The sequence below is a fragment of the Streptomyces sp. NPDC043427 genome (genome assembly GCF_056436655.1).
Window position 1 is genome coordinate 245,967 of sequence record NZ_JBWKCC010000009.1, and the last position, 16,192, is coordinate 262,158.

At 70.5% G+C, this 16,192-nt stretch carries 11 protein-coding genes and 1 pseudogene; 5 read left to right on the forward strand and 7 right to left on the reverse strand.

The window, feature by feature from the left end; translation table 11 throughout:
- Window positions 1–37: 37 nt before the first annotated feature.
- Genes sbnA through AC067M_RS18270 form a run of 4 tightly spaced genes read right to left on the reverse strand, consistent with a single transcriptional unit; the run spans window position 38 to window position 8,477 of the window.
- Window positions 38–1,210, reverse strand: a complete 1,173-nt coding sequence (gene sbnA, locus AC067M_RS18255) for a 2,3-diaminopropionate biosynthesis protein SbnA (RefSeq protein WP_478697991.1) — start codon at window positions 1,208–1,210, stop codon at window positions 38–40.
- A 45-nt stretch (window positions 1,211–1,255) separates the two neighbouring features.
- Entirely contained in the window at window positions 1,256–2,326 is a 1,071-nt protein-coding gene (gene sbnB / locus AC067M_RS18260; RefSeq protein WP_478697992.1) for a 2,3-diaminopropionate biosynthesis protein SbnB, read from the reverse strand.
- On the reverse strand, window positions 2,323–5,928 hold the full coding sequence (locus AC067M_RS18265) for a non-ribosomal peptide synthetase (protein WP_478697993.1): 3,606 nt from the start codon (window positions 5,926–5,928) through the stop codon (window positions 2,323–2,325). The genes sbnB and AC067M_RS18265 overlap by 4 nt, the downstream gene beginning before the upstream one ends.
- 5 nt (window positions 5,929–5,933) lie before the next feature.
- Entirely contained in the window at window positions 5,934–8,477 is a 2,544-nt protein-coding gene (locus AC067M_RS18270; RefSeq protein ID WP_478697994.1) for a Pls/PosA family non-ribosomal peptide synthetase, read from the reverse strand.
- A 287-nt stretch (window positions 8,478–8,764) separates the two neighbouring features.
- Between AC067M_RS18270 and AC067M_RS18275 the strand changes: the two genes are divergently transcribed.
- Window positions 8,765–9,607 carry a 4'-phosphopantetheinyl transferase family protein gene (locus AC067M_RS18275; RefSeq protein ID WP_478697995.1) on the forward strand — a complete coding sequence of 281 codons (843 nt, stop codon included), beginning with the start codon at window positions 8,765–8,767 and terminating at the stop codon, window positions 9,605–9,607.
- Between the two features lie 234 nt (window positions 9,608–9,841).
- Here the strand turns inward: AC067M_RS18275 and AC067M_RS18280 are convergent, their stop codons facing one another.
- Complete coding sequence (locus tag AC067M_RS18280) at window positions 9,842–10,270, reverse strand: hypothetical protein (protein ID WP_478697996.1); 429 nt, start codon at window positions 10,268–10,270, stop codon at window positions 9,842–9,844.
- A 455-nt stretch (window positions 10,271–10,725) separates the two neighbouring features.
- Entirely contained in the window at window positions 10,726–11,676 is a 951-nt protein-coding gene (locus tag AC067M_RS18285) for an RICIN domain-containing protein (protein ID WP_478697997.1), read from the reverse strand.
- A 39-nt stretch (window positions 11,677–11,715) separates the two neighbouring features.
- Between AC067M_RS18285 and AC067M_RS18290 the strand changes: the two genes are divergently transcribed.
- The 4 genes from AC067M_RS18290 (at window position 11,716) to AC067M_RS18305 (ending at window position 16,102) form a co-directional block, all read left to right on the forward strand.
- Window positions 11,716–12,231: a hypothetical protein gene (locus AC067M_RS18290; protein WP_478697998.1), complete on the forward strand. Its 516-nt coding sequence runs from the start codon at window positions 11,716–11,718 to the stop codon at window positions 12,229–12,231.
- Between the two features lie 204 nt (window positions 12,232–12,435).
- Window positions 12,436–13,506 carry a LacI family DNA-binding transcriptional regulator gene (locus tag AC067M_RS18295; RefSeq protein WP_478697999.1) on the forward strand — a complete coding sequence of 357 codons (1,071 nt, stop codon included), beginning with the start codon at window positions 12,436–12,438 and terminating at the stop codon, window positions 13,504–13,506.
- 321 nt (window positions 13,507–13,827) lie between these two features.
- Complete coding sequence (locus AC067M_RS18300) at window positions 13,828–15,219, forward strand: ABC transporter substrate-binding protein (protein ID WP_478698000.1); 1,392 nt, start codon at window positions 13,828–13,830, stop codon at window positions 15,217–15,219.
- 1 nt (window position 15,220) lies between these two features.
- Entirely contained in the window at window positions 15,221–16,102 is an 882-nt protein-coding gene (locus AC067M_RS18305; protein ID WP_478698001.1) for a carbohydrate ABC transporter permease, read from the forward strand.
- Window positions 16,103–16,108: 6 nt separating this feature from the next.
- Here AC067M_RS18305 and AC067M_RS18310 read toward each other — a convergent pair.
- Window positions 16,109–16,192 (reverse strand): annotated as a pseudogene (locus AC067M_RS18310) (IS5/IS1182 family transposase); the annotation flags it as partial.

Consider the following 16,192-nt stretch of genomic DNA (forward strand, 5'->3'; position numbering starts at 1 on the left):
CCCGCCTGCGTGCCTGCCCCGGCCTGCCTCACCGGGTTCACCTGCCCCTCTCCACAGTCTCCGGGGCCCGGCCGTCGGCCGCATCCGGCAGCGAGCGCGAAGGGGCTGTCCAGGACCCCGGTGGCGGCCGGCTCGTGTTGGCGGCGGTGCCGTCACCGGCCCGGGTCTCGTCCTCCTTGCGCCGGTACAGGGGGCCCGGCTTGGTCGCCGGTGGTGCGGGGCGGGTGGCCGGGGAGCCGGCGGTGGCCGTCCCTTCGGGCCCGAGCACGTCCTCGCCGTAGAGGGCCTGTACCCAGTTGGCCTGGTAGACGGTTTCGAGGTAGCGCTCGCCGAGGTCCGGGGCGATGGCCACCGCGGTGAGGCCGGACGTGTCATGCCGGGACAGCCAGCGCATCGCGCCGCTGACCACGGTGCCGGTGGAGCCGCCGAAGAGAAAGCCGCGTCTGGCCAGGTGGCGACAGACGCGGATGCTGTCCGCCTCCTCGACGTGCACCGCCTCGTCGACGAAGGATTCGTCGAGCAGGGGAGGGCGGACGCTCATGCCCAGGCCGGGAAGCATCCGGCGTCCCGGAGTATCGCCGAACGTCACCGACCCGGCGCTGTCCACCGCGACGATCCGGACCGGCCGGTGCCACTCCCGGAAGTAGCGTGCGCACCCCATCAGGGTCCCGGTGGTGCCGGCCCCGACGAACAACACGTCCAGTCCTGGGAAAGAGCGGGCTATCGCCGGTGCCGTCCTGTGGTAGTGCGCCTTCCAGTTGCCCGGATTGGTGTACTGGCTCAGCCATACGTACCGGTCGTCCAAGGCGCACAGCCTGCGGACGTAGTCGAGCCGCGCGCCGAGGAAGCCGCCCTCGGCGCTCGGCTCGGTGACAACGTGCACGCGAGCGCCAAGGGCCTCCATCAGCAACCTGGTCGACAGATTGCAGCGGGAGTCCGTCGCGCACACGAACCGATAGCCCTTGCTCGCCGCGATCATGCTGAGGGCCACGCCCATGTTGCCGGACGAGGATTCGAGCAGGACCGATTCCGGCGTCAGGACCCCGGCCTGCTCGGCGGCCTCGACCATCTGGGTCGCGGGCTTCAGCTTGATCGAGCCGGCGAAGTTGAACCCCTCGCACTTCAGGAAGATCCGGTGCTCGAGTACCGGCTCGAGGTCGACGTAGAGATCCTCCTCGTTGAAGGTGTAGGGAACGGATATGACTGACACGATGTCCTCCGCGTGTCGGAAGTGCGGTCCAGGGGCGGATGCTGGTCATCCGTATCTGCGCAACTCGTGAAAGAAGCCGTCGACGACGTGGAGCTCTCCGGAGCCGGCCACCTGGTCGTAGACGTACTTGCCGACTGCCAGGTCCAGCACTCCCAGGCCGAAGGGGGAGAACACCACGGTCTGGTGCCCCGACGGCGTGACGCGTCCGGCCAGCACGTCGTCCAGCGTCCCGGTCAGGAAGTCGCGGTTGCCTGTGAGGCGTTCGGCGAGGTGAAGCGAGGTTTCGGCCCTCAGGCAGTGCTCGACGTCGTCGACGATGTTGGCCGAGGCGAGCACGATCTGCGGAGCCAGGTCGCGCAGCGACACGTGCAGCACGAGCGGACGGTGCGCGAACCACGACGGATCGTGGATGTGGGGCCGGCCGGCGACAGTGGCGAAGACCACCAGGTCGCTCATGCGGATCAGCTGCTCGGGGCTGTCGTGTACGGCGATCCAGCCGGGGGCGCCCGACTGCTCCAGGTAGCAGCGGAACCCGGCCGCGCTGCCGGCGGACACGTCGTGCAAGCCGATGGCGTCGAACGACCAGCCGGTACCCGTCAGGAAGGTGTGAATGTAGCGGGCGATCAGGCCCGTCCCGACGAACCCGATGCGCGTCGGGCGCCGCCGGCCGCGGCTGAGCCGGTCCGCCGCCAGCGCCGCGGACGCGGCCGTCCTCGTGGCGCTGATGATCGAGGCTTCCATGCATGCGAACGGGTAGCCGGTGTCGGGGTCGTTGAGGATGAGCACCGCCGAGGCCCGCGGGATGCCGGCCGACACGTTCTGCGGGAAGCTGGAGATCCACTTCAGGCCGTCCACCCGCTCTTCCCCGCCGATCGATGCGGGCAGCGCGATGATCCGGGACGACGGGCGGTCGGGGAAGCGCAGGAACATGGAGGGCGGATTCACCGATCGACCGGCGCTGTGCAGCCGATAGGTGGCCTCGACCAACTCCACGATCTCGTTCTCACGCCCCTGCAGCGCTTGCTGGACCTGGGCGCCGGAAACCACTGCGAACGGTGGCACGGTGACCGGCCCGGCCGGTGTGGACCCCCTCGCGGCGGTCCTGGTCGCGGTCATGCGACGGTCACCTCCACGGTCGGTGAGCAGTCGGCCAGAAGCAGCGCGTCCGTCATCGCGACGAGCACCTCGCGCGGCCCCTCGTAGGGCTCTCTGCTGTGCGCGGTGCGGACGTTGTCGACGAGCATCAGGTCGCCGGTCTGCCACGACTCGCGCACGGTGTTGGACTGGTAGGCGTCGTTGAGCAGCTGCACGGTGTCCTCGCTGATCGGTGCGCCGTCTCCGTAGCGGGTGTTGAACGGCAGCCCGTCGGCGCCGTAGACGTCCGTCAGGTACTCCCGCACCTCGGGGGCCATCGTCCACTCGTTGAGGAACGCGATCTGGTTGAACCAACAGCGTTGGCCGGTGACCGGGTGACGCACCACGGCGCTGCGCCGCTGCCAGGTCCGCAGTCCACCGTCGGGCTGCCACTCGAACGCGATGGAGGCCGCGCGGCAGTAGCTCTCGACCGCGCTGCGGTCCTCGGTGCCGAAGGCATCGGCGACGGACGCTCCGATCTCGTCGTTGTAGTTGCGGGTGAGCAGCCAGCCCTCCCGCAGGAACCGCTCGACGAGCTCGGTGGGCAGCGCGTTCAGCACGGTCGGCGCATCGGCCAGCGCGGTCGCCCCGCCCGCGGCGGGAGCACTGAGGCAGGCGAACAGCAGCAGGCCGGGGAACTCCAGCGTGTAGCTGAGTTCATGGTGCATGCACATCGGCTGGTTCGGCGGCCACTTCGACGAGGAGTACACGCCGTCGGAGTAGGTCCGCCGGGACGCGAAGGCCTCCTTCTCGGTCATCAGACCGTTGGCCAGTTGCCGGAAGACGGCAGCGGTCTCGGCCTGGTCGCCCAGTCCGAGGCCTCGGACCAGGACCGACCCGTGCTCGGTGACGACGGCGCGCAGCGCCTCCCGGTGCTCGGCCGCCCACCCCGCCGCATCGCCGGCGGCGTCGGCACGCAGGATCGGGGGTCTGCCGGGCCGCAGGTCGACACTGGGCAGCGACAGGGGGATCGAGGACGGCATCTCGGTCTCCTTTCGGTTGCGGTTCGGGAGGAGGCCGACGGTCCGGCGGCGCTCAGCACCCCCGGTGCCCCCGCGGGCGGTCGCGTGCCCGTCGACCGTGCGGGCCAGGTCGGCCAGGATCGGGTGGCGCGTGAGGTCGGTGATGTCCACCGCGCGGTCCAGGGCGATCGCGAGCCGCACCGCCGCGAGCGAGGTGCCGCCACGGTCGAAGAAGTGGTCGTGCCGGCCGATGTCACGCTCCGGGATGTCGAGCACCCGGGCCCACACGGCGGCCAGCCGCCGCTCGGTCGGCGTGCGCGGCGCGTCCCGGCCCTCCTGGTGCTTCTCTGCCCGGTCGGACTCGGTGCCGCCGGATCCGGCATCGGGCGCCACGGTGCCGAGCTGCGCGGCGAGTGCGGTCAGTGCTTTCCTGTCGACCTTGCCGTTGGCGGTCACCGGCAGGCTCTCCTGCCGGCGGAACTCCGACGGGATCATGTACGCGGGCAGCGATGTGCCCAACTGGTCTCTGAGGATGTCGTCCTCCAGCGGGCGCTCACCGGAGTAGAAGGCCACCAGGCGTCCGCCCTGACCTTTCCCCTGGGCTGCCACCACGGCACCGTCGCGGACACCGGGCACACGCAGCATGGCGTTCTCGACCTCGCCGATCTCGATCCGGAAGCCGCGGATCTTGACCTGGGTGTCGCGGCGGCCGAGGAACTCCAGCTTCCCCTCGGGCAGCCATCGGCCGTGGTCGCCGCTGCGGTAGAGCCGTTCGCCGGGGCGGTGCGGATCGGCGGTGAAGACCAGCCGGGTGCGCTCGGGGTCGTTGACGTACCCCCGGCCGACGCACACCCCTGAGAACACGATCTCGCCGGGAGCGCCCAGCGGAACCGGCGTCAGCCGCTCGTCCACGACGTAGACGTGCACGTTGTTCACGGGCGGCCCGAGCGGCACCCGTTCACGCTCCGGCGCCCGGTCCATGACCTCGTGGTGGGTGTCGTCCGAAGTCTCCGTCAACCCGTACGCGTTGACGAGCCTGATCTTCGCTCCGACCGCGAACCAGCGCTCGGTGAGCTCCTTCTTCAGCGCCTCACCCGTGACCGAGACACAGCGCAGGTCCGGCAGCTCGCGTGGGTGCCGCTCCAGGTAGGACACGACGGCGTCGAGGTAGGACGGCACGACCTGGAGCACGCCGACGTCGCCGCGGGCGATCGTGTCGACGAAACGCGGGACATCCATGATGGCGTCCTGCTCCACGAGCAGGGTCCGCCCGCCGACCAGGAGCGCGGAGGCCAACTGCCAGAGCGAGATGTCGAAGCACTGGGGCGCGGTCTGGGCGACCACCTGCCCCTCGTCGATCCCCAGGTCGTCGATCTTGGCGTAGAGGTGGTTGAGCATGCCCGCGTGCTCGCACATGGCTCCCTTGGGCTCGCCGGTGGAGCCGGAGGTGAAGTAGATGTACGCGAGCTGGTCGGGTGCGACGTCGACGCCGAGGTCGGAGTCCGGGTGGCCCTCCGCGTACGCCTCGTCGACGGAGAGCATCCGGACCGCGGGCAGTGAGTCGAGGGCACGGTCGAGTGTCGTGGTGCTGCCCGGCTCGGTCAGCACGAGATCGCACCCGGCACGGGAGAGCATGGTCGCGATGCGGTCGGACGGGAAGTGCGGCTCGATGGGCAGGTACACCCCACCGGCCTTGAGGACCGCGAGGACGGCGGCCGCCCAGTCCAGGTTCCGCTCGGTCACCACCGCGACGACGCCTTCGCGGCGCAGCTTCCGCGCCAGCAGGGCTCGCCCCAGCCGGTTGGCCCGTGCGTTGAGTTCCCGGTAGGTCCACCGCCGGTCGCCGCATGCGGCCGCGACGGCCTCCGGGTGCGCCCGGACGCGCTGTTCGAACAGCTCGTGGAAGCGGTGGCCGGGCAGCTCCCGGCGGCGTCCGGCCAGTCCTTCGAGCTGGAAACGGTACTCCTCGGGGGAGAGCAGGCTCTGCCGGCCGTGCGCGGCGTCCGGATCGGCGGCGATCAGCCTGAGCGCGGTGAGGTGGTAGCCCGCGATCCTGGCGGCGCAGTCCGCGTCGAGCGCGTCGGTCCGGTACCGCAGCCGCAGAGAGCGCCGACCGCCGCGGCGCGGGAACTCCAGCCGTATGACGGCATCCTCGGCGAGCTCGCCCCCGCCGCCGGTCGGATCGAACACGGCCTCGGTCGACGGTCCGGGCAGGCCCAGTTCACGTCGGAGACCGTCGACCGGGAAGTCCTTGTGCAGCAGCATCTCCGACTCGGCCCGGTGGGTGTGCAGCACCAGCGTCCGCCACGAGTCTGCTTCGGTGGTCAGCCGGCAGGGCAGCGGCCGGCCGCCCTCCTCGGCGACGTAGCCGGTGGTGACCTCACGCTCGCCGGACAGCGCGGCGAGCACCTTGGCGTGCGCGGCCAGCAGGACCGAACCGAGCGGTACCGCCGGATCGTCCGTCAGGTGGCTCACCGCGGCCATCAGGTCCTCGGGAAGCATCGCCTCGTGCTCGGCGATGCCGCTCACCGGGTCGAGGGTCCATCGAGGGACCAGGGTGGCCCCGCCGGCGGTGAGCACGTCCCGCCAGAACTCCCGGTCGGTTTCCGCAGGCGTTCCCATGCTCCCTACCTCCCCTCACCTCTGCTGGGCGGGCGGAGCTGCCTGGCCGGATTCCCGCCCCACCGGGCGTCCTGCGGGACGGCCTCACCCTTCATGAGGAAGGAGTCGGGGGCGAGCACCGCGCCGTCGCCGACCGTCACTCCGTAGTGGACGAAGGCGCCGACCCCGAGGGTGCAGCCGGAGCCGATCGTGCTGCGGTCGGATTTGAAGGTGCCGTCCTCCTGCGAGTGGCACTGGATGACGGTCCCTGCGTTGAGCGTGCAGTCGTCCCCGATGGCGGCCATGGTCCGTTCGGTCAAGTGGCAGCCGTCGTCGAAGACCCTGCTGCCGACCCGGACTCCCAGCAGCCGCCAGATCGCGTTCTTGAACGGGGTGCCGTTGAAGACCCGCAGGTACGTCTCCGACGGCACCTTCCAGTAGCGCTCGCGCTGCCAGAAGCGCGGGTCGTAGATCGAGCAGAGCAGTGGCCTCAGGGGGTGGAACGCGGTGACGACACGTTCGACGACGACGAAGTAGGCGACGGTGAACCCCACGGCGAGGACGTCGGCCAGCACGATCGCCGACGCGCCGAACGAGGTGTAGAGCTCCGTGGCTCCCGCGGCGAGCAGGGTGAGGCCGAAGACGTAGATCCACCGCGTCAGCAGGTACCACCCCATGGTGGCGGCGTTGTGCCTGTTCTTGGCGGCAAGGCCGCGCCGGAGCTCCTCGGGGCCCTTGAACCGGTCGAACCTGCTGTCCCGCAGGACCGACCGGGGAATCTCGAAGCTCGGCGATCCCAGCAGTCCGACGCCTTCGCGGACTTCCCCGTCGATCGGCACCATGACCTTCGTCGCGAGCAGGCAGTTGTCGCCCGTCCTGCCCTGCGTGGGGTACGCGATCCTGTTCCCGAGGAAATTGCGCGGCCCGATCGACGCCCTGGAGACGCGGAACGCGGTACTGGAGAACTCGGCGTTCACGATCGACAGCCCGTCGGCGATCATCGTCCCGCGCCCGACGGAGCTCAGGAACGGCGTCTCGTGCTTCATCTCCGTACCGAAGTTCGACCCGGTCTGCTCGACCTGGGAAAGGTCGTACCCGAGGCACCGCAGGTAGTGGACGATGCCGGAGCTGTCACCGAACAGGCGCTTCAGGAACTTCCAGTTGGTCATGAGCGCGATCGTCCGGTGGACCCCGTAGTGAAAGCCGTACAGACGGTAGACCTTGCCCGGCGTCATGGTCAGGCTGAGCAGACGGGGGACCGCGGCCAGGACGAGGAGACCGACGGGAACGGCACCGAAGACGAGCACGAAGGAGAACACCAGGGAGTCGCGGTAGAACGTCCCGTCGGCGAAGGCCGCGGGTCCAGGCTCCACAGCCCGGCTGAGCTGCGGGACCTCGGCGAGCAGCGCGGCCACGCCGCCGACCGCCAGCGGTACGTACACGACGAGTGCGACCAGCATCTGCAGAACGCTGTGGGCCGCCCTGCGCACCGCACCGCAGCGGACCTCCCCCACCGCTTGGAAGTCCACGTCGGTCCGCTGTGCCGGAGATCCGTGCCAGTGCTCGCCGTCGGCCACCGTCTGCCCGCGGTGCAGCGAGGACGCATGGCCGAGCTGGGCCCCGTCGCCCAGCGTGGTGTCGATGTCGAGCACCGTGGCCTCGCTGACCAGCACGTTCCTCCCGAGGGCGACCGGGCCGGTCTGGATCACTCCGGCGTGGGCCCGGTAACAGGAGAAGGACGAGTCCTTGCGGATGACCGTACCGTCGCCGATGACCAGCAGGTCGGTGCAGACGGGCGCGCTCCGGGAGAGGACCACGACGCCGCGCCCGACCTTCGCGCCCAGCGCTCTCAGGTAGAGCAGGTAGAGCGGCGAGCCGCTGAACAGCACCAGGGGATCCGACCGGACCAGCGTCTTGACGATCCAGAAGCGGACGTACGCGAGGCTCCAGACTCGGATCTGCCGGGGCTTCCACCGGCCGATGAGCGTCCACTTCACGAGTACGGGAAGGGCACACAGGCCCAGGAAGGCCGCACCGCCGAACAGGACGGACCGCAGGTACACGTCGAACAGGCCGGATCCGGCGGAGATCCACTCGTAGCCCCATGCGGCGATCAGGGCGACGAGGCAGGAGTAGCCGAGGAAGGCCAGGAGCTGCAGTGCGCCGCACAGGACGTAATGCGGCGTGCCCTGCGGAGGCTGTGCCGCTGCCGGGAACGGCTCCGGGGCCGGGGCCGCACCGGCCGACGGCTCGGTCGGGTGAGCGGGTGGGGCGTCCGCGAGCGCCGTCGCCAGGCTCCTGATCGTCGGGTGCCGATAGACGTCCTTCATCGACACGGGCGGCAGGTCCGCCCGCTTCCTGACCCGGGCGCAGAAGTGCGCCATCACCAACGAATCAGCGCCCAGTTCATTGAAGAAGTGACCGTCGACCGGCACCTGCTCGGTGCGCACGACATCGGCCAGCACAGCAGTGAGGATCTTCTCGATTGCGGCCGGGTCACCCTCCCCGTCCTGGACTGCCGTGGGCTCCTCCAGGGCGGAGGGCAGCGTTTCCGTCAGCTTGTCCACCATGTCAGCTCCGTGGAAGGTTCCCGGGAAGCGTCGGCCTGCACGGGCCGGTGTGCGGTGCACACCGCCGCTCCCCATCAGACTCCGCGTGCGAACGCCGCGGGCCGGAGGCAAAACCACCCATGCTCTTGTTTCGGCACCGGGCCATGGACGGATCTCCGCATGGGGAGATTTCTCGCGACCCGGACCCCGTCTCGAATCGCGAGACGGGGCATTCGTCACCGCCCCGACCGCGCCCCAGAGTTCGCCGCGCCGAAGAGGCATTCCAGGCAGAACTGGACCGTTCTCCCGTGACGTCGTACGTTGACACCGTGGTTCTGGAGCTGAGCGACAAGGGAGCCGAGCGGCGTCCCCGGACCCGGCCGGGGATCGAGTTGCCCACTGCTCAGCAGCCTCCGGCGGAGTTGATCTTCAGCGAAGCGCCCGAGTTCCGGCGAGCGTCCCCCAGGGACACCCGTTACGACGACAGGCCGTCGTTGTGGCTCGTCGACGCGCTGAATCAAGGGGTCGACGCAGCTCGCCTCGCTCCCGGCGTCCTTGAGCCGGCGGAACAACGACGTGCGGCTGCCTTCGGTCGGCCCGATGATCGCCTGCGTTACGTCGTGGCGCATGTGGCGGTACGCGTGCTGCTGGGGGCACGCCTGGGCGTCCCCGCCGACGCGGTGCAGTTGGTTCGAGAACCTTGCCCTGCCTGCGGAGCCCTGCATGGGAAGCCCGCAGTCCGCGACGCAGACGCCCACTTCTCGATCTCCCACAGCGGCGACGTCGTCTTGATCGCAATCGCCGACAGGCCCGTGGGCGTGGACATCGAACAGGTTCCCCGGCCAGATGTGGTCGCGGAGCTCTCGTCCTGCCTGCACCGGAAGGAAGCAGCGGAACTGGCCGCTGAACCCGATCACACCAAGGCGCTGGCGTTCACCCGCACTTGGGCGCGCAAGGAGGCGTACCTCAAGGGGATCGGAACCGGACTCTCACGAGACCCTGCCTGGGACTACGTCGGTGCCGGGCGAAGGCCCGGCACCGACCCGCGCGGTTGGGTGCTGGGGGATGTGGCAGCGCCGGGAGGGTACGCGGGAGCATGCGCGCTCCGCGCGGCCCGAGCGGCACCGGACGGTCCTGCACGAGGTCGGTGACTCCTGGTGCCGCAGGCGAAGCCGCCTTATCGACATCGACCCTCACGGCGTGGCGCGAACCGAAAAAACCCCACCCCGGGTGTCCGGGGTGGGGTTTCGTGGAGCGCCGGGCAGGCCTTGCACCTGCATCTCCCCGCAGGAAGCGGGGCGTCTTTCCTTGGACCACCAACGCCTGGCAGATCTTGCGCCGTTCGGCGACCTGCTCAAGATCAACGATAGCACAGCTGTCAGGCCCTAGATCTGACGTGCGGCCACATCGCGCGCCACACTGACAAGACGGGCCCAACGAAGGCTCGAAGCGGAAGTGACACCGACCGAGGCGAGACGCAGGGCCTGGACCTGGCGCCGGGTATCCCTGTCGAGGTCGACGGGCAGGCCGGCGAAGAGCTCCTCCGCGACCGCGTCCGGCGCGAGGACCCGGAGCACGGCGTGCCAGAACTCCGTACTCGCCCCCGGATCGGGCGGCGGTCCGCCACGATTCCGCCGAACTCGACACATGGCGAGGGCGAGTACGACGCCGACGGTCTCGAGGAATTCGTCGGCAGGTTCGTCCCAGGCGACGAGCCGTCGCTCCTCACGGCGCCGGACGTCGGGATCGTTCCGCAGAGCGGCCATCAGTTCACGGGCCTGCGCGATCAGGTTGCGCATGTCAGGGCCGGTCACGGGCACCTCCGACGGGAGAGCGCGGACGGTTGAACCTGGGCACTCACCTCGGCACCGCCTCCGTCGCGGGCCAGCAGCAACCACGCTACCCAGAAGGCCTCCAGGGCAATCGCGTTGCTCTCGTCCGTAAAGCTCGTGATCGACCCGGCCATCGCCGTCAAACAGGCGGTAGGGGAACGTACGGGTGGTCGTGGCCGGCCGCGGCGCGCAGATGGCGCCGCGGCCGGCTTCCCCTTCCCCCGGATGCCGTTCGGCCGACTCACCCCCGCGGGGCCGGCCGTCGGCGGGTCGGTCCCGTCGCCGATCGGGCACCACCGATGGTTCCGGGAGCCGGGGGCTCGGCCAAGAGGGGGCGGCTGTCCCGGACAGCGGAGCGCTGTCCGGGCTGGTGGCGGGCTTGTCCGAAAACCTGTCCCTGCCGCTTCGGACCGCGACGGGCCTGGGGCGGCTCGCGCTCAGTCCGCCCTGACGACGAACCGTTGGTCCGCACCGCCCGTGCAGCGTTCCTCGACCGCCTCCGCCCCTACGGCGGTGTCGTCGTCGGCGATCCCCACGCACCGGCCGCCGACGGGACGCAGCGAGTACCCCGCGGTGTCCTTCGCGCCGGCCGGGAGCAGACGGAACAGGGTGGCGTGGGCACAGTCGTTCCGGGGTTCGAGCATGCCCTTGACCGGGCCGGAGGCCATGACCGTCAGGCACCCCTTCCCCAGCTGGGGGTGATGCCACTGGACGCGGTACAAGCCCTCGCCCGCCGGTTCGAGGTAGGTGCGCGGCACACTCGCCTGCGCGCAGGGGAGCTGGACCGCGACGGCACTGTCGTAGGCACCGGCGCGGTCGCGTCCGTCGGTGAGGCAGAGGTCGGGGGTACGGGAGGGGCGGATGGTGACCCACCCGTCGGCGGGGGCCGGGGAGCCCGTGGCCGACGTGGTCGGTGTGCCCGGGGTGCCGGAGCTGCCGGGGTCGTCGTCGGAGCTGTCGGGGAGCAGGCTCCAGGCGACCAGGGCGAGCAGCGGGATCAGGACTGCGGCGGCGAGGACGGTCGGGCGGAACTTCCTCGCACGGGGACGTCCAGAGCCCGCCTCCCCGGTCTCGGGCGCCTCCCCAGGTCCGTCCGGCGATGCGGCCTGCTCGGCGGCGATGCGTTCTCTGACCGCGAGCCAGTCGTCGACGTGCCGCTCCTCGCCGCACGCGCGGACGAACGCGGCCACGAGCTCGGGCCGGGGCAGACCGGACCGCCGTAGGACGTCGGCGATCGTGCTGCGGGCCAGCACGTCCCCGCTGCGGGCGGCCTTCACCTCCAACTCGCGGTACGTGAGCCCCGACCGCTCCTTGAGTCTCTGCATCGCCTCCACGAAACCGGCGGCATCCACGACTTCGTACGGCGACGGCTCCCCCGGCTCTCCCATGCTCCTCATCGTGCGGCGGAGGTGATACGGGAGACAACGGTGGATCACGCCATCCGAGGGCACCGCCGTCTGTCCGGGACAGCCCCGCTCAAGCGACTGACCAGCCCGGACAAGTCCTCACCCCGCGCCGACGGCTTCGCGCACCGGGGGCGTCGTCAGGCTTGCTCGCGGGTAGCTGCCGAGGACGACCGCGCCCGGTGCGAGGGCGCGCAGGGCGCGGAAGGCGCCGGCCACCTCCGCCTCGGCGATGTGGCCGGCACACTCCAGGCGGAGCGCGAGGTCGCCCCGGTCATGCTGGAGGCATGGGTCAAGACCGGGCGACCTCTCACCGAGGAGCCGCGCGCGGCCCGGATCTTCGCCGAGATCATCGAACCGGGCAAGGAACAGGGCAGGGTGGCGCCTGACACCGACTCCGAGCGGGTCGGCCACGTCCTGCGCGACTGCTACCTGGGCGCGGTCTACCGCTGGGCCCAGCGCAGCACTCCCCCGGTCTCGCTCCACGTCGAACTCCGCGCGGTCCTGCGGATCGTCCTCGACTACGGCCGGCCGCGCTGACCCGGCCACGCCCGATACGTACGACGCCTACGAGACGCGCCGACAAGGGAGCCCGGACGGAGACACCGTCCGGGCTCCCTCATGTCAGCCGTTACCCCCCGAGTCTTGACGGGTGCCGTATGACTGCGTAGACATGACAGCGCAGTCAGACGACCCGCGTCTGACAGCATGAAGGCTCGATCCGAGTGGGCCGCGGGAGACACCATGACGCGAGGAACAGGACGGGGCGGGACTTCCGCCGCGCCGCGCAGCGTGGACGTGGCCCGGCTGGCGGGCGTCTCCCAGAAGACGGTGTCCAGGGTCTTCAACGACGAGCCGTACGTCTCCGCCGACGTGCGCCGACGCGTTCTCGAGGCGGCCGAGCAGCTCGGCTACCGAAGGAACAACGCCGCCCGGGCGCTGGCCTCCGGACGGACCCGCTCCATCGGCGTGGTGACGCTGGGGACCGCCCTGTACGGGCCCGCCTCGCTCCTCATGGGTGTCGAGCGGGTCGTGCGGGACACGGGATACGCGCTCCGGGTGGTCAACACGATGGAGGGCGACCCGGCGGGCATCTCCGGTGCCGTCGACTCACTCCTCGACCAGGGTGTGGACGGCATCGTCATCTCCGAGCCGATCGACGAGGAGTCGGGCGGCGGCGAGGGCTCCGTCCGGGTCGACGTGCCGGTCCTGGTCCTCGGCGCGCCGCCGCCTGTCGCCGCTCCGACGGTGCTGGCCGCGGGCGGTGGCGCCGACCTGATGGCGCGGACCGCCGTGGAACACCTCCTGGACCTCGGTCACGCGACGGTCCATCACCTCGCGGGCCCCCAGCGCTGGTACGCCGCCAAGGACCGCCTCGAGGGCTGGCGGGCGGCGCTCGTCGCGCACGGCAGACCGGTGCCGCCGGTCGTCGAGGGCGACTGGTCGGCCGCCTCCGGCTACGCGGCGGGCCGCGAACTGGCCTCCGACGGCGACCTGACCGCGGTCTTCGCCGCCAACGACGACATGGCGATCGGTCTGATCCGCGCGCTGGCCGACGCCGGTCGGCGGGTGCCGGAGGACGTCAGCGTCGTCGGATTCGACGACGTCCCGGTCGCCGCCTATGTGACTCCTCCCCTGACCACGGTGCGTCAGCCCTTCGACGCCGTGGCGCAGGAGGGGCTGAAACGGCTCGTCCACGCCATCGAGAACCCTGGCGCGGACCCGCTGCCGACGACCGGCCCACCGGTCGATCTCGTCGTCCGCGCGTCGACCGGTCCCGCACCCGCGAAGGGAGGTCGTGCCGCACACTCCTGACCCGCACCCCGTACGCCACCACCCGTACTCCCCAGCAGGACCCCGCGGCCGGACACCCGGCCCGCGGGCGAGCCGCCCCACCGGTCCCTGCCGGCCACCGCCTCTCCCCCACCGCGCCCACGCCGCTCCGGCCGATCCCGTGACACCGGCGACGCGCGCTCACTCCCCCTCACCGACGGCCCCCTGAGGCGGGGCGGCCGCCGCACGCGGCCCGGCCCCTGCGACATCCGTCCGTCGCGTCCCGGTTCCCCTCCCCTCCACCCCTGTATCCGCACGCCCTCGCCAGGCGTGCCGCCACCTTCGCATCGGCGGGAGTTCACCATGCCCACACCCGGATCCTTCCCCAGCTCCTCCTCCCTGAGCCGCCGGCTCTTCCTCACCACGACGGGCGCCCTGTCGCTCGGTGCCGCCCTGTCCGCGTGCGGCGGCGGCGACTCGGGCGGCTCCTCCGCCTCCGCGAAGCCGGTCAGCCAGGCCGACATCGACAAGGCGATGAAGACGCCGACCGAGCTGACCTTCTGGACCTGGGTCCCGAACATCCAGCAGGAGATCGCGCTCTTCGAGAAGAAGTACCCGGCCATCAAGGTCAAGGTCGTCAACGCCGGCCAGGGAACACCCCAGTACACGAAGCTGCGTACGGCCCTGAAGGCCGGCAGCGGCGCCCCTGACATGGTGCAGATCGAGTACCAGGCCATCCCCACCTTCACCATCACGGGCAGCCTGCTCGACCTGCGGCCGTACGGCGCCTCGGCGCTCAAGTCCACCTTCGTCGACTGGACCTGGGGCCAGGTCAGCGGCAGCGACGGCGAGGTCTGGGCGATACCGCAGGACACCGGCCCGATGGGCATGCTGTACCGCAAGGACATCTTCGACAAGCACGAGATCGAAGTCCCGGGGACCTGGGACGAGTTCGCCGCCACCGCGCGCAAGCTGCACAAGGCCGACCCGGACGTCTACCTCACCAATCTCGCCGCCAACCAGGTCGCCGCCTGGCACGGCTTGCTCTGGCAGGCGGGCGCCGAGCCCTATGCGACCAGCGGCAAGAGCGACATCACCATCAGCGTCGACGACGCGGTCTCCCAGAAGCTGGGCGCCTTCTGGGGTGGTCTCGCGAAGGAGGGCGTCATCGGGGTCGAGGCGGACTTCACCGACTCCTGGTACGCCGCGCTGAACAAGGGCAAGTACGCCACCTGGCTGACCGCGGCCTGGGGGCCGGTGTTCCTGTCCGGTTCCGCCAAGGCGACCGCGGGCAAGTGGCGGGCGGCCCCGCTGCCGCAGTGGGACGCCGCCAAGCCGAGCTCCGGCAACTGGGGCGGCTCCACGACCGCGGTCATCCGGTCCACCAAGAACCCCATCGCGGCGGCCGAGTTCGCCAAGTTCCTCAACAGCGACCCGGCGAGCGCGAAGATGTTCGCGACCGAACAGTTCTTCTTCCCCGCGACGAAGGCACTGCTCACGGACGCCTCCTTCGTCGGCGACGCGCCGTCCTTCTACGGCGGCCAGAAGGTCAACCAGCTCTTCGCCGACATCAGCTCCACCGTCAACTCCTCCTTCCAGTGGCCACCGTTCCTCGACCAGGCCGCGACCGACTGGACGGAGACCGTCGGCAAGTCCCTCGCCGACCGCACCGACACCGTCCGCGCGCTGGGCACCTGGCAGTCACGGCTCACCACGTACGCCAAGGACCAGGGCTTCACGGTCAAGGGGAGCTGAGATGACCTCCCCCGTGCGGGCCCGTCGTGCCGCGGGTCCCCTGTTCGTCGCACCGTTCATGGTGCTGTTCCTGCTGCTCTTCCTCGCCCCGCTCGCCCACGCCGCCTGCCTGAGCCTGTTCCAGCAACGCCTCATCGGCGGCACGGTGTTCGTCGGCCTCGACAACTACGTCAAGGCCCTGAAGGACCCGCTCCTCCTGCACGGCGTCGGGCGCGTCGTGCTGTTCTTCGTGATCCAGGTCCCGCTGATGCTGCTGCTGGCGCTGCTGTTCGCGCTCGCGCTCGACAGCGGACTGCTGCGCCTGGCGCGCGTGATCCGGCTGGGCATCTTCGTCCCCTACGCCGTACCGAGCGTGGTCGCCGCGCTCATGTGGGGCTACCTGTACGGGCCGGACTTCGGCCCGTTCGCCCAGATCGGCCGGAGTCTGGACCTGCCGGCCCCGCACTTCCTCAGCGAGGGCTGGATGCTGGGCAGCCTGGCCAACATCGTGACCTGGGAGTTCGTCGGCTACAACATGATCATCCTGTACGCCGCCCTGCGCACGATCCCGCAGGAGCTGTACGAGGCGGCCGCGGTGGACGGTGCCGGCGCCTGGCGGATCGCCCGGTCCGTCAAGCTGCCGGCCCTGCGCCCGGCGCTGATGCTCACTCTGCTGTTCTCCGTGATCGGCAGCTTCCAGCTGTTCAACGAGCCGAACCTGCTGATGAAGATCGCCCCGGACGTCATCACGAGCTCCTACACCGCCAACCTGTACGCCTACACCCTCGCCTTCACCGGCCAGCAGCTCAACTACGCGGCCACGGTGTCCTTCCTGCTGGGCCTCGTCATCGTGATCGCCTCCTACGCCGTCCTGCTGACCGCGAACCGCAGGAGGACGCAGTGAGCCTTTTCAGCGTTGCCTCTCCAGGGTGAGGACGGCCTTGGCGATGACGGTCATGCGATTGGGGCTGATGCGAGCTCTGCGGAAGATCTG